Source organism: Stenotrophomonas koreensis (assembly GCF_001431525.1).
Taxonomy (GTDB): domain Bacteria; phylum Pseudomonadota; class Gammaproteobacteria; order Xanthomonadales; family Xanthomonadaceae; genus Stenotrophomonas; species Stenotrophomonas koreensis.
Window position 1 is genome coordinate 211011 of sequence record NZ_LDJH01000013.1, and the last position, 24680, is coordinate 235690.

22 protein-coding genes and 1 tRNA gene are annotated in these 24680 nt (G+C 65.5%); 16 read left to right on the forward strand and 7 right to left on the reverse strand.

Annotated features, from left to right (window positions below):
- Positions 1-36 precede the first annotated feature (36 nt).
- The 7 genes from zipA (at position 37) to ABB25_RS09080 (ending at position 9693) form a co-directional block, all read left to right on the forward strand.
- The gene (gene zipA / locus ABB25_RS09050) at positions 37-747 is read left to right on the forward strand and encodes a cell division protein ZipA (RefSeq protein WP_057666042.1); all 711 of its coding nucleotides are present in this window, start codon (positions 37-39) and stop codon (positions 745-747) included.
- 165 nt (positions 748-912) lie between these two features.
- On the forward strand, positions 913-3387 hold the full coding sequence (ligA, locus tag ABB25_RS09055; RefSeq protein WP_057666044.1) for an NAD-dependent DNA ligase LigA: 2475 nt from the start codon (positions 913-915) through the stop codon (positions 3385-3387).
- Positions 3384-3854: a GNAT family N-acetyltransferase gene (locus tag ABB25_RS09060; protein ID WP_057666045.1), complete on the forward strand. Its 471-nt coding sequence runs from the start codon at positions 3384-3386 to the stop codon at positions 3852-3854. Before ligA ends, ABB25_RS09060 begins: the two co-directional genes overlap by 4 nt.
- Complete coding sequence (epmA, locus tag ABB25_RS09065; RefSeq protein WP_057666048.1) at positions 3851-4813, forward strand: EF-P lysine aminoacylase EpmA; 963 nt, start codon at positions 3851-3853, stop codon at positions 4811-4813. Before ABB25_RS09060 ends, epmA begins: the two co-directional genes overlap by 4 nt.
- A 54-nt stretch (positions 4814-4867) precedes the next feature.
- The gene (gene mtnA, locus ABB25_RS09070) at positions 4868-5947 is read left to right on the forward strand and encodes an S-methyl-5-thioribose-1-phosphate isomerase (protein ID WP_057666050.1); all 1080 of its coding nucleotides are present in this window, start codon (positions 4868-4870) and stop codon (positions 5945-5947) included.
- A 147-nt stretch (positions 5948-6094) separates the two neighbouring features.
- Positions 6095-8812 carry a DNA gyrase subunit A gene (gyrA, locus tag ABB25_RS09075; protein WP_057666051.1) on the forward strand — a complete coding sequence of 906 codons (2718 nt, stop codon included), beginning with the start codon at positions 6095-6097 and terminating at the stop codon, positions 8810-8812.
- 152 nt (positions 8813-8964) lie between these two features.
- A complete protein-coding gene (locus ABB25_RS09080) occupies positions 8965-9693 on the forward strand; it encodes a histidine utilization transcriptional repressor HutC (RefSeq protein WP_057666053.1) in 729 nt (242 codons plus the stop codon).
- 49 nt (positions 9694-9742) lie between these two features.
- Here the strand turns inward: ABB25_RS09080 and ABB25_RS09085 are convergent, their stop codons facing one another.
- The 3 genes from ABB25_RS09085 to ABB25_RS09095 all read right to left on the reverse strand — a co-directional run bounded on the left by ABB25_RS09085 (position 9743) and on the right by ABB25_RS09095 (position 11770).
- Entirely contained in the window at positions 9743-10774 is a 1032-nt protein-coding gene (locus ABB25_RS09085; RefSeq protein ID WP_057666054.1) for a restriction endonuclease, read from the reverse strand.
- Positions 10775-10961: 187 nt separating this feature from the next.
- The gene (locus tag ABB25_RS09090; protein ID WP_057666057.1) at positions 10962-11426 is read right to left on the reverse strand and encodes a phasin family protein; all 465 of its coding nucleotides are present in this window, start codon (positions 11424-11426) and stop codon (positions 10962-10964) included.
- Positions 11427-11500: 74 nt separating this feature from the next.
- Entirely contained in the window at positions 11501-11770 is a 270-nt protein-coding gene (locus tag ABB25_RS09095) for a polyhydroxyalkanoic acid system family protein (RefSeq protein ID WP_057666059.1), read from the reverse strand.
- Between the two features lie 111 nt (positions 11771-11881).
- Here ABB25_RS09095 and ABB25_RS09100 point away from each other — a divergent pair, with 111 nt between their 5' ends.
- The 4 genes from ABB25_RS09100 (at position 11882) to aroA (ending at position 16409) form a co-directional block, all read left to right on the forward strand.
- A complete protein-coding gene (locus ABB25_RS09100; protein ID WP_152981135.1) occupies positions 11882-12652 on the forward strand; it encodes an FHA domain-containing protein in 771 nt (256 codons plus the stop codon).
- A 109-nt stretch (positions 12653-12761) separates the two neighbouring features.
- On the forward strand, positions 12762-13847 hold the full coding sequence (serC, locus tag ABB25_RS09105; protein ID WP_057666062.1) for a 3-phosphoserine/phosphohydroxythreonine transaminase: 1086 nt from the start codon (positions 12762-12764) through the stop codon (positions 13845-13847).
- Between the two features lie 54 nt (positions 13848-13901).
- Positions 13902-15041 carry a prephenate dehydratase gene (gene pheA / locus ABB25_RS09110; protein WP_057666064.1) on the forward strand — a complete coding sequence of 380 codons (1140 nt, stop codon included), beginning with the start codon at positions 13902-13904 and terminating at the stop codon, positions 15039-15041.
- Between the two features lie 51 nt (positions 15042-15092).
- Positions 15093-16409 carry a 3-phosphoshikimate 1-carboxyvinyltransferase gene (gene aroA, locus ABB25_RS09115; protein ID WP_057666065.1) on the forward strand — a complete coding sequence of 439 codons (1317 nt, stop codon included), beginning with the start codon at positions 15093-15095 and terminating at the stop codon, positions 16407-16409.
- A gap of 7 nt (positions 16410-16416) precedes the next feature.
- Here the strand turns inward: aroA and ABB25_RS14760 are convergent, their stop codons facing one another.
- Positions 16417-16581, reverse strand: coding sequence for a hypothetical protein (locus ABB25_RS14760; RefSeq protein WP_160319425.1), 165 nt, complete (start codon positions 16579-16581; stop codon positions 16417-16419).
- Between the two features lie 112 nt (positions 16582-16693).
- Positions 16694-17347 (reverse strand): energy transducer TonB, encoded by a 654-nt coding sequence (locus ABB25_RS09120; protein ID WP_057666067.1) that lies wholly within the window; start codon positions 17345-17347, stop codon positions 16694-16696.
- Between the two features lie 118 nt (positions 17348-17465).
- Here ABB25_RS09120 and serS point away from each other — a divergent pair, with 118 nt between their 5' ends.
- The 3 genes from serS (at position 17466) to ABB25_RS09135 (ending at position 20040) form a co-directional block, all read left to right on the forward strand.
- Complete coding sequence (gene serS, locus ABB25_RS09125; protein ID WP_057666069.1) at positions 17466-18743, forward strand: serine--tRNA ligase; 1278 nt, start codon at positions 17466-17468, stop codon at positions 18741-18743.
- A gap of 152 nt (positions 18744-18895) precedes the next feature.
- A complete protein-coding gene (locus ABB25_RS09130; RefSeq protein WP_057666070.1) occupies positions 18896-19891 on the forward strand; it encodes a LysR family transcriptional regulator in 996 nt (331 codons plus the stop codon).
- A 59-nt stretch (positions 19892-19950) separates the two neighbouring features.
- A tRNA-Ser gene (locus tag ABB25_RS09135) sits at positions 19951-20040 on the forward strand.
- Between the two features lie 90 nt (positions 20041-20130).
- Here the strand turns inward: ABB25_RS09135 and ABB25_RS09140 are convergent.
- Both ABB25_RS09140 and ABB25_RS09145 read right to left on the reverse strand, forming a co-directional pair.
- On the reverse strand, positions 20131-21423 hold the full coding sequence (locus ABB25_RS09140; protein ID WP_057666072.1) for a sensor histidine kinase: 1293 nt from the start codon (positions 21421-21423) through the stop codon (positions 20131-20133).
- Positions 21423-22115 carry a response regulator transcription factor gene (locus ABB25_RS09145; RefSeq protein ID WP_057666073.1) on the reverse strand — a complete coding sequence of 231 codons (693 nt, stop codon included), beginning with the start codon at positions 22113-22115 and terminating at the stop codon, positions 21423-21425. The genes ABB25_RS09140 and ABB25_RS09145 overlap by 1 nt, the downstream gene beginning before the upstream one ends.
- A 185-nt stretch (positions 22116-22300) precedes the next feature.
- Between ABB25_RS09145 and ABB25_RS09150 the strand changes: the two genes are divergently transcribed.
- Together ABB25_RS09150 and ABB25_RS09155 are read left to right on the forward strand one after the other, a co-directional pair.
- Positions 22301-22984, forward strand: coding sequence for a phosphatase PAP2 family protein (locus ABB25_RS09150; RefSeq protein WP_244477782.1), 684 nt, complete (start codon positions 22301-22303; stop codon positions 22982-22984).
- A gap of 41 nt (positions 22985-23025) precedes the next feature.
- Positions 23026-24669 (forward strand): phosphoethanolamine transferase, encoded by a 1644-nt coding sequence (locus ABB25_RS09155; protein WP_244477789.1) that lies wholly within the window; start codon positions 23026-23028, stop codon positions 24667-24669.
- Positions 24670-24680: the final 11 nt, after the last annotated feature.

The following is a 24680-nucleotide window of genomic DNA, read 5'->3' on the forward strand; positions in this document are numbered from 1 at the left end:
GCCATCCTGCGCACACTTTGGAAACGAGATCATCCCATGTCCGACACTAGCTGGGTCCGCATTGGCATTCTGGCGGCAGGGCTGTTGTTGATTGCCGCGATTTACTTGTTCAGCCGTCCCTCCAAGCCTGCACAGGGCCGTCGCCGTACCAGTGAGCCTGTGCGTGATGACAGCCCGGACAGCCCGCTGCTGACCCCGGCCGTGGGAGAGGAGGCGGCTGCATCGATGCAGCAGGCCGAACTTGCCTTTGCCGAGCCGGGTGCTTCCACCGAGCTGGGCAGGAGGGTGCAAGAAGATTTCGACAAGATCGTTTCGCTGTATGTCGCCGCGCGTACCGGCCAGACCCTGCGCGGCGAGGATATTGTCGTGGCCGCCGAAAAGACCGGCATGGTGTTTGGGCATATGCAGGTGTTCCACCGGCTGCTCGAAGGCAATCCGGAAGCTGGCCCGGTGTTCTCGATGGCTTCGATCCTGAAGCCGGGCAGCTTCGACATGGCCACCATCAGCCAGATGGAAACCCCGGCCATTGCGTTCTTCTTGACCCTGCCGGCGCCGATTCCCGCGCTCGATGCCTGGGAGAAGATGGAGCCGATCGTGCAGCGGATGGCCGAGCTGCTGGATGCGGTGGTGTTGGATGACAGCCGCAACGCGCTCGGCCGCCAGCGCATTGCCCACATCCGCGACGAGCTGCGTGCCTACGACCGCCAGCACGAGGCGCCGCCACTGACCAAGCCGCCGCGCTGGTAAGGTCCTGGCCTGCTGACCCGGCCGCGGTCGTCAGGGTATGCACAACGAGGCGGGCGCCCGCCGGCAGGCCGATGCTGCCGCCCGGCCACGGCTACGGTTGATCCGGCGCATGGGCGGGGGCAGCCAGCCGTTAGAATTGGCGTTCAGATCGACCAAGTAGCTGTCATGTCCCAGACTCCCATCCAACGTGCCACGCAATTGCGTGAGCAGCTCGAGCGGGCCGCCGAGGCCTATTACAACCGTGACGAGCAGCTGATTCCGGATGCCGAATACGATGCGCTGCTGCGCGAGCTGGAGGCGCTGGAGGCCGAGCATCCGCAGCTGAAGGCGGAGGACTCGATCAGTGGACGCATCGGCGGCCGCGCCTCGGGCCGTTTTGCCGAAGTCACCCATGCCCTGCCGATGCTGTCACTGGGCAACGCCTTCAGTGAGGGCGAGGTGGCTGATTTTGTCCGCCGCATCAGCGAGCGGCTGGACCTGGCCGAATGTGACCTGGCCTTTTCGGCCGAGCCCAAACTCGATGGCCTGGCCATCAGCCTGCGCTACGAGGACGGGGTGTTCGTCCAGGGCGCGACCCGCGGCGATGGCAGTACCGGTGAGGATGTCACCGCCAACCTGCGCACGATCGGCGATATCCCGCAGCAGCTCACTGGCAGCGGTTGGCCGGCGCTGCTGGAGGTGCGCGGTGAGGTGTACATGTCACGCGCCGATTTCGAGGCCTGCAACGCGCAGGCCCGCGCCAGCGGCGGCAAGGTACTGGCCAACCCGCGAAATGCCGCGGCCGGAACCCTGCGTCAGCTCGATGCCAGGGTCGTGGCCCAGCGCAGGCTCAGCTTTTTTGCCTATGCCACCGGTGTGGTCGAAGGCGGGCAACTGCCCGATACCCATGCCGGCACCCTGGCGGTGTTGCAGCGCTGGGGGTTTCCGGTCAGCGACCTGTGCCAGGTGGTGCACGGCCTGGATGGCCTGCTCGGTTACTACCAGCGCATCGGCCAGGCGCGTGACCGGTTGGCGTTCGATATCGACGGGGTGGTCTACAAGCTTGATGACAAGGCCGGCCAGCAGGCTATGGGGTTTGTCGCGCGCGCACCGCGCTGGGCCATTGCGCACAAGTTCCCGGCCCAGGAACAGACCACCACGGTGGAGGACATCGAGATCCAGATCGGCCGCACCGGCGCGGCCACCCCGGTGGCGCGGCTGGCGCCGGTGCAGGTGGCCGGCGTGGTGGTGACCAATGCGACCCTGCACAACGCCGACCAGATTGCCCGGCTGGATGTGCGCATCGGCGACAGCGTGATCGTGCGCCGTGCCGGTGATGTCATCCCCGAAGTGGTCAGCGTGCGGCTGGAGCTGCGCCCGCCGGCGACCACGCCGTGGCTGATGCCGCAGGCCTGCCCGGTGTGCGGCGCCGAGCTGGTGCGCGAGGAGGGCATGGCGGTGTGGCGCTGCTCCGGCGAGCTCAGCTGCCCGGCCCAGCGCAAGGAGGCCATTGCCCACTTCGCTTCGCGCAAGGCAATGGATATCGATGGCCTGGGCGAGAAGTTCATCGAGGTGCTGGTCGACTCGGGCCTGGTCCGCTCGGTCGCCGACCTGTACGCGATCGATCGCGACACCCTGCTCAAGCTGAAGTTGATCCTGGACGCGGCCGATGTCGAGGCTTATGTGGCGGCCTTGCAGCCGCATCTGCTGCCGTTGAACAGTGGCCAGGCGCTGGCGCAGCTGCTGGCCCTGTCGGCAGCTGATGACTGGCGCGCGCGCGCCCTGGCGCTGCCGGTGCAGGTTGCCTGGGCCGACAAGAAGATCGCCACCCGCTGGGCCGACAATCTGGTCGCCGCCATCGATGCCAGCCGCCGCACCACGCTGGCACGGCTGCTGTTCGCGCTGGGGATCGAGCATGTCGGTGAGGCCACGGCCAAGACCCTGGCGCAATGGTTTGGTGACCTGGAACTGATCCGCCAGCTGCCGTGGCCGTTGTTCAAGCAGGTGCCGGACATCGGTGGCGAGGTGGCCCGTTCGATTGGCCACTTCTTCGACCAGTCCGGCAACCAGGCCGCGATCGACGCGCTGCTGGCCGGCGGGGTCAGTGTGACGGATGCGCATCCGCCTTCTGCTCGCTTGCACGCCGGGCTGGGGCTGGCCCCGCTGCTGGTGGCCTGCGAGATTCCCGGCATCACCCAAAAGCGCGCCGAGGCGCTGGCCGCAGTGGTGGCCGACATGGCCGCGCTGGTGGATGCCGAGCCGGCGCAGCTGCTCGCCTCCGGCCTGCCGGCGACGGTGGTGGCTGGCCTGACCCAGTGGCTGGAGCAAGGCGACAACGCCGCGCTGCTGCTGCGTGCGGCCCAGGCCCAGGCGCGGCTGGCAGCGCTGCTGCCGGAAGAGGATCCGTCCGCTGCCGGCCCGCTGGATGGGCAGACCGTGGTGTTGACCGGTACCCTGAGCCGTCTGGGCCGCGAGACGGCCAAGGCCTGGCTGGAGCAGTTCGGGGCCAAGGTGGCCGGCAGCGTGTCGAAGAAGACCAGTTTTGTCATCGCCGGCAGTGAGGCCGGCTCCAAGTTGGCCAAGGCCCAGGAGCTGGGCGTGCCGGTCTGGGATGAAGAGCAGTTGCTGGCCTGGTTGGCACAGCAGGGAGTGGTGTTGTGAGCAGTGGTAATACCCCGTTGGACTGGCGTCTGGCTGACGCCGCGGACCTGCCGGTACTGACCGGCCATATCGCCGATTTCTATCGTGAGGACCAGATCCCGCTCAACCACGAGCGGGTCCAGGCTGGCCTGCAGCAGTTGCTGGCCGCACCGGCCAATGGCGCGGTCCTGATCCTGTCCACCGCGCAGGAGCCGTTTGCCGGCTACATCACCCTGGGCTGGTGCTTCAGCATCGAACAGGGCGGACGCTTCGTGCTGCTCGACGAGCTGTACCTGGTGCCTGCGGTACGTGGCCAGGGCCTGGGCCGCCAGGCGCTGGCGCTGGCGGCGCAGTGGGCCAGGCAGCAGGGGGCAGCGGTGATGCGGCTGGAGGTCAACCACCACAACGCCCGCGCCAAGGCGCTGTACCTGTCCTGCGGCTATGCCGATGACCAGCGCGACCTGCTGAGCCTGGACCTGAGCGCGTGAAGCTCAGCGAGGAAAAATGCCGCGCCCTGCTGCTGCGCGCCCGGGTCAATGCGGCCATCCGCGGCTTTTTTGCCGAACGCGGCGTGCTCGAGGTGGAAACACCGATCCTCTCGGCCGCCGGCAACACCGAGCCGAACATCGACAGTTTCACCACCCGCTTCAGTGGCCATGTCAGCGCCGGGCCGCGTGAGCGCTGGCTGCGTACCTCCCCGGAGTATCCGCTCAAGCGCCTGCTCGCCGCCGGCCTGGGCGACTGCTACGAGCTGGGCCGGGTGTTCCGCAACGGCGAAGCCGGTGGCCGCCACAACCCGGAGTTCACCATGCTCGAGTGGTACCGGGTGGGCTGGGATCACCACCGCCTGATCGAGGAAACGGTGAGCCTGGTGCGCCAGTTGCTGGCCCTGGTGGACCGGCAGGCGAGGGTGGAGGTGCTCACTTACCGCGAGCTGTTCCAGCGCCATGTCGGGGTGGATCCGTTTACCGCCAGCCTGCAGCAGCTGCAGGCGCCACTGGCCGGGATCCAGATTGACGGCGAAGGCCTGAGCCGCGATGACTGGCTGGACCTGCTGATGACCCACCGCATCCAGCCGGCGTTTTCCCGACAGGTGCTGACCGTGGTGCATGACTGGCCGGCCAGCCAGGCCGCGCTGGCCCGGATCCGTCCGGGTGATCCGCCACTGGCCGAACGCTTCGAGCTGTACCTGGGCCCCTATGAGTTGGCCAACGGCTACCACGAGCTCAATGATGCTGCCGAGCAGCGTGCCCGCTTTGTCCGCGACCATGCCGTGCGCAGCGAACGCGGCGCGGTGCTGCCCCCGCTGGACCAGGCCCTGCTGGCCAGCCTGGACGCACTGCCGGCCTGTGCCGGGGTGGCCGTCGGTGTCGATCGGCTGCTGATGTGCCTGCTCGATACTGCTGCCATTGCCGATGTATTGGCATTGGATTTTGCCAGCGCATAATGGCGCTGCCCTGCCAGGCCTTGCCTGTTCCTGTCTTTTGATGACCTGCCGCTGATGACCATTCCTGCTGATTTCGACTTCTCCCGTTACGACCGTATCCGCCCGATCCAGTGGACCGGGCAGGCCCTGCAGTTGCTGGATCAACGCAAGCTGCCGTTTGTGGTCGAGCAGGTGCCGTGCCAGAACAGTGACCAGGTCGCTGAAGCCATCCATGCCCTGACCGTGCGCGGTGCACCGGCCATCGGCATCGCCGCCGCCTGGGGCGTGGTGCTGGCCGCGCGCAGCGTGCAGGCAGCCGATGGCGCTGCCGCACTGCTGGCGCTGGAGCCGGCAATGGCGCAGCTCAATGCCGCTCGTCCCACCGCCGTGAACCTGGCCTGGGCGCTGGCCCGGATGCGCTCGGCAGTGGCGGGCGCCGGTGCCGACTGGCGTGCCGTGCTCGAGGCCGAAGCGGCGGCCATCGCGCGCGAGGATCTGGCAGCCAACCACCGCATGGGGGCGCTCGGCGCGGGCCTGATCGCCCCGGGCAGTGGCGTGTTGACCCATTGCAATACCGGCTCGCTGGCCACCGCCGGCTTCGGTACCGCACTCGGGGTGATCCGTGCCGGCGTGGCCACCGGGCGCATCGACAAGGTGTTTGCCGGCGAAACCCGGCCGTGGCTGCAGGGTGCCCGCCTGACCGTATGGGAACTGGCCCAGGATGGCATCAACCCGACCCTGATCGCCGATTCGGCCGCCGCCCACCTGATGAAGACCGGTGCCGTGCAATGGGTCATCGTCGGTGCCGACCGCATCTGCGCCAACGGCGATACCGCCAACAAGATCGGTACCTACCAGCTGGCGATCGCCGCCCGTTACCACGGGGTCAAGTTCATGGTGGTGGCGCCGTCTTCGACCGTGGACATGTCCACCGCCGATGGCGCGCTGATCGAGATCGAGCAGCGTGATCCGGGCGAGCTGTACGGCGTCGGCGGGGTGCGTACCGTGGCCGAGGGCATTGCGGCGTGGAACCCGGTGTTCGATGTCACCCCGGCCGGGTTGATCGATGCCATCGTCACCGAACGCGGGGTGATCGAGCACCCCGATGCACAGGCCATGGCCGCCGCCTTCGGTGCCGCCGGCCCAGCGGCCTGAGCGTTGTCCACGGGGGTCTGGCAGCGGGCAGGGAAGGGGGCGCCTGTGGTAGAATCGACAGGTTAGAGCTAGCTGGTTTACCTGCGCCTGCACCTGCTGCCGGGCAGGGTGGAACCGGCTCGGTCGCCTCCTGATTACGGAACCTCAATGGCAGACACCGCCAAGGAAATCATCCAGGTCAATCTGGAAGACGAGATGCGCAAGAGCTACCTCGATTACGCCATGAGCGTGATCGTGGGCCGCGCACTCCCCGATGCTCGCGATGGCCTCAAGCCGGTCCATCGCCGCGTGATGTTCGCGATGAGCGAACTGGGCGCGCACAGCAACAAGCCCTACTTCAAGTCGGCGCGTATCGTCGGTGACGTGATCGGTAAGTACCATCCGCACGGCGATGCTTCGGTCTACGACACCCTGGTGCGTATGGCCCAGCCGTTTTCGCTGCGTTACATGCTGGTCGATGGCCAGGGTAACTTCGGCTCGATCGATGGCGACAGCGCGGCGGCGATGCGTTACACCGAGGCGCGCATGTCGCGCCTGGCGCATGAGCTGATGGCCGACATCGACAAGGAAACGGTCGATTTCCAGCCCAACTACGATGAAAAGGAACTGGAGCCGACGGTCATGCCGACCCGGTTCCCGAACCTGCTGGTCAATGGTTCGGCCGGTATTGCGGTGGGCATGGCCACCAACATTCCGCCGCACAACCTGACCGAGTCGATCAATGCCTGTGTGGCGCTGATCGACAACCCGCAGATCGATGTCGACGGCCTGATGGAATACATTCCCGGTCCGGATTTCCCGACCGCCGGCATCGTCAACGGCACCGCCGGCATTGTTGCCGGTTACCGCACCGGCCGTGGCCGCGTGCGCATGCGTGCACGCGCGGAGATCGAGGTGGCGGCCAACGGCCGCGAATCGATCATCGTTACCGAGATCCCGTACCAGGTGAACAAGGCGCGGTTGATCGAGAAGATCGCCGAGCTGGTCAAGGAAAAGAAGATCGAAGGCATCTCCGAGCTGCGCGATGAGTCCGACAAGGACGGCATGCGCATCTATATCGAGATGAAGAAGGGCGAGTCGGCCGAGGTTGTGCTCAACAACCTGTACAAGCAGACCCAGATGGAGTCGGTGTTCGGCATCAACATGGTCGCCCTGGTCGACGGCCGGCCGCAGCTGATGAACCTCAAGCAGATGCTGGAGGCCTTCGTCCGCCACCGCCGCGAGGTGGTCACCCGTCGCACCATTTTCGAGCTGCGCAAGGCACGCGCACGCGCGCATGTGCTCGAAGGCCTGACCGTGGCGCTGGCCAACATCGACGAGATGATCGAGCTGATCAAGACCTCGCCGAACCCGGCCGAAGCGCGCGAGCGCATGCTGGCACGGACCTGGGACCCGGGCCTGGTCGGCGCGCTGCTGGCCGGTGCCGGCGCCGAGGCCTCGCGCCCGGATGACCTGCCCAAGGGCGTTGGCCTGATCGATGGCCGCTACCAGCTGACCGAGATCCAGGCCAACCAGATTCTGGAAATGCGCCTGCACCGCCTGACCGGGCTGGAGCAGGACAAGCTGACCGAGGAATACCGCCAGCTGCTGCTGGTCATCGCCGGGCTGATCGAGATCCTGGAAGACCCGGCCGTGCTGCTGCGGGTGATCCGCGACGAGCTGCTGGCGGTCAAGGCCGAGTACGGCGACGAGCGCCGTACCGAGATCCGCCACAGCGAGGAAGATCTCGACATCCTGGACCTGATCGCGCCGGAAGAGGTCGTGGTCACGCTGTCCAATTCCGGTTACGTCAAGCGCCAGCCGGTCTCTGCCTACCGCGCGCAGAAGCGTGGCGGCCGTGGCCGCAGTGCGGCGGCAACCAAGGAAGAGGACTTCATCGAGCAGTTGTGGCTGGTCAACACCCACGACACCCTGCTTACCTTCACCAGTTCCGGCCGCGTGTTCTGGCTGTCGGTCTACCAGCTGCCCGAGGCCGGCTCCAATGCCCGTGGCCGCCCGATCATCAACTGGATCGGGCTGGAGCCGGGCGAGCGGGTGCAGGCGGTGCTGCCGGTACGCGACTACGCCGAGGACAAGTTCGTCTTCTTTGCCACCCGCAACGGCACGGTCAAGAAGACCCCGTTGTCCGAGTTCGCCTTCCGTCTGGCCCGCGGCAAGATTGCGATCAACCTGGACGAAGGCGATGCGCTGGTCGGCGTCGGCCTCACCGATGGCCAGCGTGACATCGTGATGTTCGCCTCCAACGGCAAGACCGTGCGCTTCAGCGAGGCAGCGGTGCGTTCGATGGGCCGCACCGCCACCGGCGTGCGCGGGATCAAGCTCGCTGCCGGTGAGGACGTGGTCAGCCTGATCGTGGCCGAAAGCGCCGGCGGCCCGGAAACCGAGGGCGAGGAGCTGGAGCTGGCCGAAGACGCGGCCGTGGACAGCGGCGATGGCGAGCTGGGCGATGCCAATGGCCCGTACATCCTCACCGCGACCGAAAACGGTTACGGCAAGCGCACCCCGCTGGCTGACTACCCGCGCAAGGGTCGTGGTACCCAGGGCGTGATCGGCATCCAGACCAGCGAACGCAATGGCCGCCTGGTCAGTGCGGTGCTGCTGGAGGAAGCCGACGAGGTGCTGTTGATTTCCGATGGCGGCACCCTGGTGCGCACCCGCGCCCAGGAAATTTCCCGCGTTGGACGCAATACCCAGGGCGTGACCCTGATCCGTCTGTCCAAGGGTGAGAAGCTGCAGGCCGTCGAGCGCATCGATGGCGCGCTGGTGGAAGAGGATAGCGAGGATGGCGTGCCGGACGGCGCCGAAACCACCCTCACCGCCGCCGAGCCCGCCACCGCGCCAGCGCTGGATCCGGCCGCGGAGTAATCCCGGCCAAGGGGATCGGATACGGCAGCGCCGGCCTTGTCGCCGGCGCTGTTGTTTTTGTTTCGGCTACAGGGCCGATCGCGCTACAGGCATCACCGGTGGCTTGATGTATATACATTGACCATCATCGTGTCACCCACAAGGAATCCGACGTGACTGCATCCAAGTCCGCCACCCTGAATCAGCGTATCCGCAGTGATATCGAGGAGCGCATCCTGAGCGGCGAATGGCCGCCGGGTCACCGCATTCCGTTCGAGCACGAACTGATGCAGCAGTACGACTGCTCACGGATGACGGTCAACAAGGTGCTGACCACGCTGGCCGAGAACGGACTGATTGAACGTCGCCGGCGCGCCGGTTCGTTTGTCGCCAGGCGTTCACCGGAGCAGGAGTTCGTTACCCTGGAGATTCCGGACATCGGCCTGGCCCTGAGCAGCCGCCAACGCCGCTATGCCTATCGCTTGCTGCAGCAGACGGTGCGCATGGCCGACCGGGAAAACTACAGTGAATCCCTGCTTGCCGGTGGTGGCCAGATCGTTGCCATCGAAGGCCTGCATCTGGCCGATGACCGCATCGTCGGGCTCGAACACCGCCTGCTCAATGCCACCTCGATCCCACAGGTACTTGAAACCGACTTTTCGCGGGTGCCGCCCGGCACCTGGCTGCTCAATGAAATTTCCTGGACGCGCGGTGAGTACCGCATCAGCGCGGTGGCGGTCAGTGCCGCTGATGCGGCCTTGATGCAGTGCGAGCCGGGAACGGCCTGCCTGGTCATTGAGCGCCGCACCTGGCGCGGCGAGGCGCCGATCACCTGGGCGCGGCAGATCTTCCTGTCTGACCAGCATGAACTGGTCGCCCGCTTTACCGCGGGTGGACGCTGAAATGAAAAGCCGCGATCAATCGCGGCTTTTTTGATCCGGCAGGTGGGGCTCAGATCGTGCTGCACTGGCGCCAGCGCACCGGCTCCTGGACCCCGATGCGCGGATTGAGCTGGACGCGTACCGTGCGCAGGGACGGGTAGCGCTTGAGCACCGGGCAGATCAGCGCCATGGCCTGCACCTCATCCACCGCGCGATCCACGATCAGCGTGGTCTGGGTCATCCAGATCGCCGAATGCAGGCCTTCGGTGCCGGCAAGCAGGCGCGATACCTGTTGCTGATAACGGCGCAACAGTTCCGGCCCGGGGTCTTCCACGCTGGTGTCAATTCCATCCACCAGTGAGGGGGGGGAATGCTGCTGCGCGGCGGTCTTGTCTGGCGCCTCCTGCTGCGCGTCGCCCGCCGCAGGCCCGGTAGCGAGGCGGGGCTGCGCAGGGCTGGCAGGCTGGCTGTTGACGGCGACCTGTGGCGAACGGCTGGGCGGTTGTTCGCTGTGGCCCAGCAGGCCCAGCCCAATCACCAGGCCCAGGGTGAGGCAGCCGAGCGCGGCGATGCCGGTGCGCCGGATTGACGCCCGTTTTGCATGGTCGGCGGCTGCATTTTCCAGTTCGCTGGGGACATAAGGCCGGACCAGGGGCCACAGCTGGGGGCCGTCGATGATGTCGATGCGATGGCGGGTAGCCAGTTCACGCCCTTCGCGCGCAACACTGCCCTGGGTCACCAGCAGCCCGCTGCTGGCACCGGCGAGCCGGATCTTGGTGCCCAGTTCGATCACCGCTGCTTCGCCGATCCGGTAGGACAGGCCGTGCTTGCAGGAAATCAGGCAGGGTTGGCCATTTTCCAGCATCAACCAATCCGCACTGTGCTCGCCTGGCGACTGTTCATTGGTTGCAATGTCAGACAGGCCGCGCTTTTCGATCAGTGCGCGGCGGATGATGTGGACGAAATCGCGCCAGTGCATATCGGCAAGGTCGGCCAGGCCACGCTCGCGTTCGATACGGCTGCGGGCGGGCAGCCAGAGCCATGCCGTGATCAAGGCAAAACAGCCAATGGCCAGGACAAGGGCAATAAGCCAGGAAAGCATGTAGAAAGGTTCCGGCAGCAGCTTGGTGAACGCGTGATTCTAGCCCGCAGTGGCTGTATGCCGGGTGTTGGCCCACAAAAAACCGCCACTCCTGCGCCATGAGGGGAGGGGAGCTATGGCGCAAGGTACTGCGTGGCGGTGTTGCCATTGTCAATGATCGGATGTTGCTTTGCAACAAATGGCCGGATCAGTTCCCTGTTGGCTTGTGTGCCGCCTGCTGGGCGTGCAGGCGCGCCTCGAGCTGGGTGATTTTCAGCCGCAGTGCATTGATTTCCTCCTGCAGATGGCTGACATCGGCCGCGGCCGGTACATTGAGCCGGCGCAGCACGCCCTGTACCTGCTCGTCGAACGCCTGCTCCACCTTGTCCCAGGTCCGCGCGGTACGCTCGCGCGCCTGTCCCAGGCTGGCAGCGATGCTGTCATGCATGCCCGCTGCGCCACCTGTTTCTGCCTTGCTGCGTTGCTCGTAAGCTTCGCCATCACGCACCAGGCTGTCGAAAAAACGACTGCCTTCCACCTGCGCGCGGTTGAAGGCCCCCAGGCCGGCCAGCCAGACCTGATGGGCCGACTCGCCAAGACGTTGGGTGAACCGGTCGGCGCCCGGGGTGTCCTGTTCCTGGCCGGGGGGCGGGGTGTGTGTTGAGTTGGTCATAGGTACCTCCTGTAGCGCATGAAAAACACGGCAACACTATCCAGAGCCGATGTTGCCCGGGCGTGATGAAGGTATCAGCCCAGGCGCTGTGCAAGCACGCGCTGGATTTCTTCTTCCACCATTGATTGCATCATCGAATACGGGAAGCCCAGTTGCGCGGTTACCCGTACCTGGCCGGGCAGCAGGCTGATCCGACCCTCCACGCCAGCGCGCGAGAAAACCAGTGCCTCGCCTTCCCAGCAGTTGCCCATTTCAAAGCGCTCAGCCAGTTTGTCGGCAATGGTCTGTACGACGGCACGCGCGGCCGCGGCATCCAGACGGTGGGGATGGGAAATATCGATCATCGAGGGAATCAGCCAATCAGAATTTGTGGCGGTTATTTTCGCCGCGAATTGGCTGATGGCAAGTAAAACGCCTGTAATAGACTGCATACACCTGATACGCTGCCGGCAACCATGCTCCGTCTTCATTTCCCCAACCGTCCTGCTGCCGACGTGCCCTTGAGCGATGGCCTGTGTCCGGTGGTGAGGCATGCCTCCGGGCAGATTCTGGCCGGGGTCAGCGCGGTGGGCATGCTGCTGCTGGCGCGGTTCTGCCTGGATGGCCGCGGTTTGTGGCTGCAGGTCAGCCATGATGGTGCACAGGTGCATGTCAATGGTCGCCCGGTGCGGCGCATGGCCATTGTGCGCAGTGGCGACCAGATCAATATCGATGGCCAGGATATCCATATCCTTGGCCGCCATCCCGATGCCTCGTCTCACGCCGGCGCACCGGCACTGCTGCGTGGTTACGGCGGTCATCTGCACGGGCGTGCGTTTGCACTGGACCGCAACTGGGTGATGGGCAGCAGTGCCCAGGCCGATATCGTGCTGGAAGACAAATCGCTGCCGGCCCTGTTCGTGCGTATCCAGCCGCATGCGGGAACGATCGATCTGCAGGTGCTGCCCGGTGGCGAGCCGTTGCTGGTCAATGGCCAGACGTGCCTGCAGGCGGCGTTGTTGCCGGGTGACCAGGTCGTACTGCCACAAGGCGTCCGGCTGGTTGTGGAGGCGGCTCAGGCACTGCGTCCGCTGGTCCAGGCGGCCGAGCCGCCGCACACGGCGGCGACCACGACGGCGGCATCCACACCAGCGGTAGGCTCCGGCTTTACCAGCTCATGGCTGCTGCTGGCCGCGTTGGCCCTTGCCGCGGGATTGACCGCATTGCTGCTGTTCGGGCCGCGCTGATGGCGGCTCCCGCCTGCCCATTCAGATCGATTCAAATGCAACTTTTCATAGCCGCACCAAAGCCTTAGCCGCTGGGGCATACTGGGAGTCCCCACAGCTTTGGTGTCCCATGTCGCGCGCGTTCAATTTCAGTGCCGGCCCTGCAACATTGCCGGAAGTGGTTCTGCGTCAAGCCCAGGAACAGATGCTGGAGTTTGACGGTGCCGGTGCCTCGATCGTGGAGATGAGCCACCGCGGACCGGAATTCATTGCCGTTGCCCAGCAGGCCGAAGCGGACCTGCGGCGTTTGCTGAGCATCCCGGAAGATTATGCGGTGCTGTTCACCGCAGGCGGCGCGACAGCCATCCAGGCCCTGCTGCCACTGAATTTTGCTGCTCCCCAGCAGCGCGTGGACTATGTGCTGACCGGACACTGGGGGAAAACCGCGGTCAAGCAGGCCAGCCCCTGTGCCCAGGTCAGCATCGCCGCCAGCAGTGAAGACAGCGGGTTTACCCGGATTCCGCCGCGGGACAGCTGGCAGTTGGGTGCCGATGCGGCCTATGTGCACATCACCGACAACGAAACCATCCACGGCGTGCAGTTTGACGGGGCGCCGGATACCGGAAAGGTACCGCTGTTCGCCGATTTTTCCTCCTCCATTGCCTCGGCACCGCTGGAGGTGGCCAAGTATGGGTTGATCTATGCCGGCGCCCAGAAAAATCTTGGACCGGTCGGCATCAGCGTGGTGATCGTCCGCCGCGAGCTGCTTGAACGTAGCGGGCAGCCGCGTGCGGAGATCTTCAATTACCGGGCAGTGGCCGCACGCGATTCCATGCTCAACACGCCTCCCACCTGGAACTGGTACCTGCTCGGGTTGACCGTGCGCTGGATGCTCGAGCAGGGCGGGGTGGAGCATTTTGCCCGGCTCAATGCCGAAAAATCCGCTGCCGTATACGCCGCCATTGACGGCTCCGGTGGCTTCTACCGCAATGATGTCGTGCCGGCTGCGCGCTCGAAGATGAATATCCCGTTCTTCCTGCCCGACGATACCCTCACTGCGCGCTTTGTCAGCCAGGCCAGCCAGGCTGGGCTGCTGGCGCTGAAGGGGCACCAGGCGGTCGGCGGGATCCGTGCCTCGCTCTACAACGCGATGCCACTGGCTGGCGCCCACGCCCTGGCCGCCTTCATGGCTGATTTCCAGCAGCGCAACGGCTGACCGCCGTTCCCGGATGACAGCGGCTGCGGGCCGCCTGAACGAAGAACTGACCACATGGCAGCAAAAGACAAGGCCAGCACCAGCAAGGCTGGCACGCAGGCAACCGGCGCCGCCGCGCCGCAACTGGCTGATGTGCGTTCGCGCATCGACCAGATCGATCGCGACATCCAGGCACTGATCGCCGAGCGCGCACGCATGGCCCACCAGGTCGGCAAGGCCAAGGGCAAGCTGGCCCAGGCGGTGGATTACTACCGTCCGGAACGTGAGGCACAGGTGCTGCGGATGGTGGTTGACCGCAACGAGGGGCCGCTGTCCGACGAGCTGCTGGTACACGTGTACCGCGAGATCATGTCGGCCTGTCTGGCCCAGCAGGAACCGCTGAAGATCGGTTACCTCGGCCCGGAAGGCACCTTCAGCCAGCAGGCAACCCTGAAGCATTTCGGCCGCTCGGCCATTGGCCTGCCGATGGCCAGCATCGAGGAGGTGTTTGCCGAGGTCGAGGCCGGCAACGCCGATTTCGGCGTGGTGCCGGTGGAAAATTCCGGCCAGGGCACGATCCAGGTCACCCTGGACATGTTCCTGACCTCGAACCTGAAGATCTGTGGTGAGGTCGAGCTGCGGGTCAATCAATACCTGCTGTCGCGCTCGGGCCGGATCGAGGATATCGAGCGCATCTATTCCCATCCGCAATCCTTTGCCCAGACCGCGGCGTGGCTGCGTGCCAACCTGCCCAAGGCAGAGAAAATTCCGGTGGCCAGCAATGCCGAGGGCGCGCGCCGTGCCCGTGCCAGCGATGATGCCGCCTCCATCGGCGGGGAAAGCGCCGCCCAGGTCTACGGGCTGAAAAAGGTGGTGACCCGGCCGATCCAGACCGATGCCGACAACACCACCCGTTTCCTGGTGCTCGGCCGGCAGATCTTCCCGCCGTCCGGGCATGACCGCACCTCGGTGCTGGTGTTCATCCATGACAAGCCCGGTGCGCTGTTCGATGTGCTCAGCCCGTTCGCACGGCACGGCATCTCGATGAACCGGATCGAGTCACGGCCTTCGCACCAGGCCAAATGGGAGTACGGCTTCTTCATCGACCTGGCCGGCCATGTCCAGGAGCCGGCGATGCAGGCGGCCCTGGCCGAGCTGGCCGCGCAGGCAACCGACATCAAGGTGCTGGGTTCCTATCCGGTCGCCGTGCCCTGAACCTGCCGCCGCGCTGGCCGGCGCTGATCCTCTTTCGTACAAGGTCTTGCAATGTCCCAATCACAGTCTTACTGGATTGCCCGTCCCGGCACTGCGCTGCACGGGGAATTGAGCATTCCCGGTGACAAATCGATTTCACACCGCGCGGTGATGTTTGCCGCGCTGGCCGATGGCAGCAGCCGGATTGATGGCTTTCTGGAGGGCGAGGATACCCGCGCCACTGCGCGCATCTTCCAGCAGATGGGGGTGCGCATCGAAACCCCGGATGCCAGTAGCCGGATCGTGCATGGCGTTGGCATTGATGGCCTGCAGGCACCGGCAGAACCGCTGGACTGCGGCAATGCCGGCACCGGCATGCGGCTGCTGGCCGGCCTGCTGGCGGCACAGCGCTTTGACAGCACCCTGGTCGGCGATGCCTCGTTGAGCAAGCGGCCGATGCGGCGGGTGACCGAGCCGCTGGCACAGATGGGCGCCCGGATCGATACCGCCGCCGGCGGCACGCCGCCATTGCACATCCATGGCGGGCAAGCCCTGCAGGGCATCGATTACGCTCTGCCGGTTGCCAGCGCGCAGCTGAAGTCGGCGTTGCTGCTGGCCGGGTTGTATGCCCAGGGGTGGACCCAGATCACTGAGCCGCACCCGACCCGGGATTACACCGAACGCATGCTGCGCGCGTTTGGGGTGGCCATCGATTTTGAACCCGGCAAGGCCAGCCTGCAGGGCGGGCAACGGCTGCGGGCGACCGATGTGGTGGTGCCTGCCGACTTCTCCTCGGCCGCTTTTTTCATCGTTGCTGCGAGCATCATTCCCGGCTCACTGCTGCGGCTCAGGAAGGTTGGGCTCAATCCCCGGCGTACCGGCTTGTTGGCGGCACTGCGGCTGATGGGCGCCGATATTGTCCAGCTCGATGCCGGCGAGCAGGGGGGCGAAGTGGTCGCCGATCTGCTGGTGCGCCATGCCCCGCTCCACGGTGCGGTGATTCCCGAAGCCCTGGTGCCGGACATGATCGATGAGTTCCCGGCATTGTTCATTGCTGCCGCCGCAGCCCGTGGCCAGACCGTGGTCAGCGGTGCTGCCGAGTTGCGGGTCAAGGAATCGGACCGGCTGGCAGCGATGGCCACCGGCCTGCGTGCCCTGGGGGTACGCGTGGACGAGGTCGCCGATGGCGCCACGATCCATGGCGGGCCGATCGGCCCGGGCAGCATCCAGGCGCACGGGGATCACCGCATCGCGATGGCGTTTGCCATTGCCGGCCAGCTCGCCACTGGGCCGGTACGGGTCCACGATGTGGACAATGTGGCCACCTCGTTCCCGGGCTTTGATGCGCTGGCGCGGGGCTGCGGCTTTGGTCTGGAGTGCGGCGCTTGAAAGGTGCTCAGCGCGGTGCAGCGGTAACCACGCGCACGGCCGGTTGACCGGGAACCTGTTCGCGTACCCACAGCAAGGCGCTGAAGAACATCAGCAGCACCAGGGCAATGGTGCCGGCACTGCCGCGGTGTTTGCGCGGTAGTTTCCAGGAGCGCGGCAATGAGGCAGGCATGGCAGTCTCGGCGGGGGCAGGGCGGGCAGTGTGCCCACTTGCCCTGTGCCAGGACTGTGCACCAGTGCCGAGTTAGGAAAAATCCTTCGAATGCCGGTTCTGTCCGGTTCAGTCAGGGGCTGAACTCGATCGGGATTTCGACTTCGCCGGCTACCGGTTGCCCGGCCGATACTGCCGGCTGGAAACGCCATTGCCGCACGGCCTCCACGGCGGCCCGGTCCAGTGCACGCGAGCCACTGCGCTGGATCACCCGCACCCGCTCCGGTCGGCCCTGCGCGTCGACCATGACCTTGAGCAGGACCACGCCGCGTTCGCCCTTGCGCAACGCACTGGCCGGGTATGCCGGCGGCGGGCTCTGTTCGGCAATCCGCAGTGGCGGGCTGTCGCTGCCTGGCTCGGCGGTGCTGGCCGCTGCCGGCGGCACCGCGGTAGCCGCGGCGATGGCGGGCTCGGCAACCGCGGCCGGCTCTGCAGCCACCGGTTCTTCCACCAGGTGTGGGCGCTCCTGCGGGGTGCTGGCCGCCGGTGCCGGCATCTGGCTGGCGCCGCCAGCAGCCAGTGGTGCAGGCAATGGCGCCAGCGCGATGTCCTGTGCCGGCGCTGGTTGGCCTTCGGCCTGGAAGAAGGTCTTGTCGCGGCCGCTGAGCCAGCCGATCAGGAACAACAGCAGCCCCAGCAGGAATGCCCCGGCCACGATCCAGCGCGCACGCCGCGGCAGGACGATGGAGAAGGTGGGCGATGGTTGCTGCTGGAGTTCTTCGGTCATGGTGCAGGGCATCAGGGAGAATCAAGCCGGCCCATTGCAGCGGCAGCCGGGCAGCGGGTCAAGCACAAAACAGCGGGAACGGCGATAATAGCGCACTGTTCCCAACGGTCACCGCACCATGCTTGATCCAGTCCTGCTTCGCCAACAGCCCGCCGAACTTGCCCAGCAACTGCTCAGCGCCCGCAGTTACTCGCTGGATGTCTCGGTGCTGGAATCCCTGGAGGCTGACCGCAAGCGTATCCAGGTGCGGACCCAGGAACTGCAGAGCCTGCGCAACTCGCGCTCCAAGGCCATCGGCCAGGCCAAGGCAAAGGGCGAGGATGTCAGCGTCATCATGGCCGAGGTCGCCGCGTTTGCCGACGAGCTCAAGGCCTCCGAAGTGCAGCTGGAGCAGATCCGCGAGCAGATCGATGCCATCGCCCTGGCCATTCCCAATCTGCCGGCAGCTGATGTACCGCTGGGCAAGGATGAGGGCGCCAATGTCGAAGTAAGCCGCTGGGGCACGCCGCGCAGCTTTGACTTTGCGGTCAAGGACCATGTCGAGCTGGGCGCGCGCCATGGCTGGCTGGATGCCGAGACCGCGGCCAAGCTCTCTGGCGCCCGCTTCACCGTATTGCGCGGGCAGATGGCACGGCTGCATCGGGCGCTGGCCCAGTTCATGCTGGACCTGCATACCGGCGTGCATGGCTATGAAGAAACCAATGTCCCGGTAATCGTCAACAGCGATGCGCTGTTTGGTACCGGCCAGCTGCCCAAGTTCGAGGAGGACATGTTTGCCACCCAGCTGGGTGAGGCCAGGCGTTACCTGATCTCCACCTCGGAAATCGCGCTGACCAACACCGTGCGCGATGAGATCGTCGACAGCGCACGGCTGCCGCTGCGGATGACCGCGCACTCGCTGTGCTTCCGCTCCGAGGCCGGCAGTGCCGGCCGCGATACCCGCGGCATGATCCGTCAGCACCAGTTTGAAAAGGTCGAGCTGGTCAGCATCGCCACGCCCGAGCAGAGCGATGGCGAGCATGAAACGATGACCCGTGCGGCCGAAGTGGTCCTGGAGAAGCTGGGTTTGCCGTACCGCAAGATGCTGCTGTGCACCGGCGACATGGGTTTTTCGGCGCGCAAGACCTATGACCTGGAAGTCTGGCTGCCCTCACAGGGGACCTACCGGGAAATTTCCTCCTGCTCCAACTGTGGTGATTTCCAGGCCCGGCGGATGCAGGCGCGTTTCCGCAATGCGGCCGGCAAGCCGGAACTGCTGCATACCTTGAATGGTTCGGGTGTGGCCGTTGGTCGTGCGCTGGTGGCAGTGCTGGAAAATTACCAGAACGCCGATGGCTCCATTACCGTGCCCGAGGTACTGCGCCCGTACATGGGTGGCGCCGAAGTCCTGGCGTAATCACGCCCTGTATTGAAAAGCCCGCAGTGCGGGCTTTTTTGTTGCGGTTGAGCAGGTGGTGTGCCTTGAAAGCGTACTGATTCGACCCCATTTCGTTGCAGCTGCCGGTTCAAACTGTTTGAATCGCCCCAATTGTTCCGATTCCAGCCGCCATGAACGATCTCAATGACCTGTACTACTTCGCCATGGTGGTTGACCATGGTGGCTTTGCCGCCGCCGAACGCGCCCTGGGGATCCCCAAATCACGTTTGAGCCGACGTATCAGCCAGCTGGAAACCGAACTCGGTGTCCGCCTGCTGCAACGCTCGACCCGCCGCTTTGCGGTGACCGATGTCGGCATGAACGTGCATCGGCATGCGCAGGCCATGCTTGCCGAGGCGCAGTCGGCGCGCGAGGTGGTTGACCGCCTGAGTGCCGAGCCTCGCGGCCTGGTGCGGGTCAGTGTGCCGGTGTCATTGGCGCAGATGCAGCTGCCCAAGATCCTGCCGCAGTTCCTGCAGGCACATCCGCAGGTGCGCCTGCAGCTCAACATCACCAACCGCCGCGTGGACCTGATCAATGAAGGGGTTGATGTCGCCTTGCGCGTGCGTTCGCGGCTGGATGATGATGGCTCGCTGGTCATGCGCAGCTTTGGCCAGGTGCAGGAGCTGCTGGTGGCCAGCCCGTCCTATCTGAACCGTGCCGGTCGGCCATCGACCCCGGAAGAACTGGAACAGCATGTCACCTTGAGTTCCAGTGAGGACGAGGCACGTCAACGCTGGGAACTGCATGGCCCGGAAGGGCAGGTGCGCCGGGTCGACCTGCAGCCGCGCCTGTCCGGGTTCGACTTCCCGCTGCTGCAGTCCATGGTCACCGACGGTTTTGGCATCACCATGCTGCCGGAGACGGTCTGCGCCGATGCGGTGCGTCGTGGTGAGCTGGAAGTGGTCCTGCCCGGCTGGCGCCTGCCGCAGGGCATCTGCCATGCCGTGTTTGCCTCACGCCGCGGCCTGTTGCCGGCGGTACGGGTGTTCATCGATTACCTGGCCGAGCAGTTGCCGGGCATGCTGGAGTCCTCGCGGCTGGATTGCGGTGGCAAGTACGAACAGGCCAGGGACAAGCGCCAGTCCAACTCGTTGATCGCCTCGCTTACCGTCGATGCAGGCTGAAATTTCGTACTTTTCATGCGAGAATCACCACCCCGTTTGATGTGCAGCTGCATCCATCCGGAGAGATGGCCGAGCGGTTTAAGGCACCGGTCTTGAAAACCGGCGAAGGGTCAAACCTTCCGTGGGTTCGAATCCCACTCTCTCCGCCAAGCGCGGGAAAAAGCCCCTGTTTTCAGGGGTTTTTTAATTTCTTTCAGGGTCAGTGGCAGATCGGCCTGCCCGCTGCGCGGCCACTGCGCTCAATGCCGGCACAGCTGGCTGGTGAATTTCAGCGTGGCGGTGGTGCCTCGTCCGGGGTCGGACTGCAGGTCCAGCTGCCAGCCAAAATGCTCACACAGCCGGGAGATCAGCTCCAGGCCGATTCCCGAATCCCCGCTGCCGCCGCCGGCACGCGCCATCCGGGTGTAGATCTCGCTGATCTGTTCCGGGCTCATGCCATGGCCGGGGTCGCGGATGACCAGGGTGCCATCGGCATGCAGCGCGATGTCAATGCAGCCGCTGTCGCTGTTCTCGATCGCATTGCGCAGCAGGTTGCCGACCGCTGCGCGGACGATGCCCGACGGGGCATGGATCAGGCAGGCAGGTGCTGGCGCCAGGTGCAGCTGCAGTGACTTGCCGGCGGTCAGGTGCTGGTGGTCCTCGACGATCTGCGGCAGCAGCGCATCCAGTGCCACGGGCTTGCTGGCAGCGGCCAGACGGGCCGGGTCCTTGGCCAGTGCCAGCAGCAGGATGATCAGCTGCTCCATCTCGCGGGCGCTGCGCTGGATGCGCTGCAGCTGCAGCTGGGTGGTTGCCGGGTTGGCGCCTGGCTGCAATGCCAGCTCGGCCGCGCCATTGATCACCGCCACCGGGGTGCGCAGCTCGTGGCTGGCGGTGTTGATGAAGGTGCGCTCGCGCTCGACGAACTGGGCGTTGCGCTGCAGGTAATCATTGAAGGCATCGGCGATCACCGCCAGCTCGGAGCCTGCGCCGGGCTCCAGCGCGATGAAGCCGTCCGCCTGGCCGGGCCGGACGGCGCTGATGCGCTGCGCCAGACGGCTCAGCGGGCGCAGCAGCCGGGAGACCCCGAACATCGCCGCCACACTGACGGCCAGCAGCAGCACCAGCGCGGCGATGACCGTCACCCATTCGAAAATGGACTCATCGCTGCTGAACTGCGCAATGTCCATGGCCAGGGTATAGCGGGTACCGGCATTGTCCTGCACCAGCGCCACGTACTTGCTGCCGCCGATGCGCAGGTCGTCATGCAGGCCCGGTTCGAGTCTGCGCAGTGGCGGTGGCAGTGCTGGATCGTCCGCGCCGACATACAGGACCAGCCCGGCGGTGTCGTCCCAGTGATAGCCCGGCTCCTGCTGGCTGCGCTGGATGAAATGATCCAGCTCCACCGTGAGCATCGATTTCCACACGCTGCGTTCGACATATTCGATCACCACCGTGCCCTGGGCGATGATCGCCAGGGTCAGTGCAGCGGCAAAGGCCAGCAGCCACAGTACGATCCTGTGGCGCAGGCTGCGAGGTGCTTGCAGTTTCATCAGGGGTTGGAAGGGCTGGACAGGCGTGCCAGTCGGTAACCGGCCCGCGGCACGGTGTGGATCAGCTTGACCGCGAACGGGCCGTCGATTTCCCGGCGCAGTTCGTAGATATGCGAGCGCAGCATGTCGCCATCCGGAGGATCATCGCCCCAGAGGGCGAACTCCAGCTGCTCCCGGCTGACTACGGCCGGGCTGGCACGCATCAGCACTTCCAGCAGTTTCCTGCCGGCCGGGAACAGGTGCACCGGGGTGCCGGCGCGGGTGGCTTCCAGGGTGGACAGGTCCAGGCGCAGGTCCTCCACGCTCAGCACGCGGCTGCGGCCACGGCCGACAACGCGGGCCTGCAGGCTTTCCAGCCGCACTTCCAGTTCCGGCAGGTCGAACGGTTTGGTCAGGTAGTCGTCGGCACCGGCGCGGAAGCCCTGCAGCTTGTCGGGCAGCTCATCACGGGCGGTGAGCATGATCACCGGCAGGTCGCTGAGGCCTTCATTGCGCAGCTTGCGCAGCACTTCCGGGCCATCCATGCGTGGCAGCATCCAGTCCAGGATCAGCACGTCATAGGGCTTGGTCAGCGCCAGGTGCAGGCCGGTGATGCCATCGGGAGCAGCATCCAGCACATGCCCGCGGGCTTCGAAATAGGCAAACAGGTTGGCGACCAGGTTGCGGTTGTCTTCGATGACCAACAGGCGCATGGCAGTTCCGTAAAGGGGATCCTGGGAAAGAGTGGCGAGTCTGCGGCGCAACATGTCGGAATTGCGTTGCCTGGCAGATTAACCCAGAACATACGACGGTCCGACACGTTTCCGACGCCCGGGCCACCGGCTTCCGACGTGGCGCTGCGCAGTATGCCGGCATGTCCGGTCCTGATCCTTTGTCGATGCCTTCGCAAAAACTGGTGTGGTGGTGGATGCCGCTGGCGGCATTCATGGTGGGTGAGTCCTTGCTGCTGGGCCTGGGGGGCGACCTCTGGCTGGCCGACCGTATCTACGCGCTGGAAGGTGGGCGTTGGCTGCTGCAGTCGCACTGGCTGACCGAGTCGGTACTGCATACCGGTGCGCGCAATGCCGTGGCCCTGGCCTGGATGGGCGTGGTGCTGGCTTGGCTGGCATCGCTGCTGCGCCCCCAATGGCAGCGGTGGAGAAAGCTGCTGGGTTACCTGGCCCTTGTCACCCTCGTCAGCACCGGCACGGTGTCGCTGCTGAAGTCATTCAGTGCGCTGGACTGCCCGTGGGATCTGGCGCGCTATGGTGGCAGCCAGGCCTATGCCGGTCTGTTGCAGGGCTATGCCGATTCTCCGGGCCGGTGCTTTCCCGCCGGCCATGCCAGCGCTGGCTATACCTGGCTGGCGCTGTATTTCTTCCTGCTCGCGGTCAAACCGGCCTGGCGTCGCTATGGGCTGGTGATCGGGCTGGGCCTGGGCCTGCTGTTTGGCATCGACCAGCAACTGCGTGGGGCGCATTTCCTTTCGCATGATCTGTTTACCGCAATGATCTGCTGGGCCTCTGCGCTGGGGCTGTACCGGGTGATGCTGCGCCCGCGCCAGACAGGGGGTGCGGCATGAACACCACGGTATTGCCGATGCCCGGATCCACCCGCGTGCGTATGCGCTCCGTATGGCAATGGCGGCCGCAGGTGACGGTCGAGCTGCTGGCCATGCTCGCCAGTGTGTACCTGGCCCTGACCGCCAATGCCGCGTTCTGGCAGGCTGCCATCCCCAATGGCGCGCAGCAATGGCGGCTGGCCATTTCCCTGTTCCTGCTGCTGTTCGGCCTGCATGGCCTGCTGCTTGGCCTGTTGCTGGGCCGTGCCTGGGCCAGGCCGATGCTGGCCGTGCTGCTGGCCGTCACCGCCGGGGCAAGCTATTACATGCAGTCCTACGGGGTGTACCTGGACGCGGACATGCTGCGCAATGTGCTGCATACCGACTGGGCCGAATCACGTGAGCTGCTCACGCCTGGGCTGGTGCAGCACCTGCTGCTCCATGCCGGCCTGCCGATACTGGTGCTGTGGCGGCTGAAACTGGTGCGCCGGAGCCTGCCGCAGGGCCTGCTGGTGCGTGCCGGCTTCCTGCTGCTGATGTGGGTGGTGATGATGTTGGGAGCGGCGATTTCCTTCAAGGACTTGTCCTCGCTGGTGCGCAACCAGCACCACGTGCGCTACTTGGTCACGCCGGCCAACTATCTGTACGGCCTGGGCAGGCTGGCCACGTCGTCGTCGGCACTGAAGGGCGCAGCACTACTGCCGGTCGGTGAAGATGCCCATCAAGTGCCGGCCGCAGCCGCGCGCAAACCCCGCCTGCTGGTGCTGGTCGTGGGTGAAACCGTGCGTGCGCAGAATTGGGGCCTGAGTGGTTACCCGCGCCAGACCACGCCCGAGCTGGCGCGCCTTCCGGTGGTGAATTTCCACGATACCCGCGCCTGTGGCAGCAGCACCGAGGTCTCGCTGCCGTGCATGTTTTCCGCGCTGGGGCGGCAGGATTACGACGAGGGCAAGATCCGCAGCCAGCAGTCGCTGCTGCATGTGCTGCAGGGTGCCGGGGTGGACGTGCTCTGGCGTGACAACCAGAGTGGCTGCAAGGGGGTGTGCCGGGACCTGCCGTTTGAATCGGTCGCTACCGCCAAGGACCCGCAGCTGTGCGATGGCCTGCGCTGCCTGGACGAGATCCTGTTGCGCGACCTGCCCACCCGGCGGGTAAACGATGCCGGGGACCGGCTGATCGTGCTGCACATGCTGGGCAACCATGGCCCGAGCTATTTCCAGCGTTATCCGGCCGCCTTCAAGCGTTTTCAGCCGGCCTGCGAGAACCCGGACCTTGGCAGCTGTTCGCGCACGGAAATCGTCAATGCCTACGACAACGCCGTGCTCTATACCGATCATGTGCTGGCCCGGGCCATTGACCAGCTGCAGTCCGTGCAGGATTACGACACCGCACTGCTGTACCTGTCCGACCATGGTGAATCGTTGGGTGAAAACGGCCTGTACCTGCACGGCATGCCCCATCTGATCGCCCCGGAGCAGCAACTGCAGGTGCCGTTGATGATGTGGTTCTCGCCGGCCTTCACCGCCCAGACCGGGTTGGATATGGACTGTGTGGGTGAACGGTCCCGCCAGCCCACCAGCCATGACACCCTGTTTTCCACCGTCCTGGGGCTGTTCGATGTGCAGACCAGCGTGCACCGGCCCGCGCGTGACCTGTTGCTGGCATGCCGCACGACCTCCGCTGGCCAGCCGGCGGGCAGTCCGTGATGCTCAGGCCG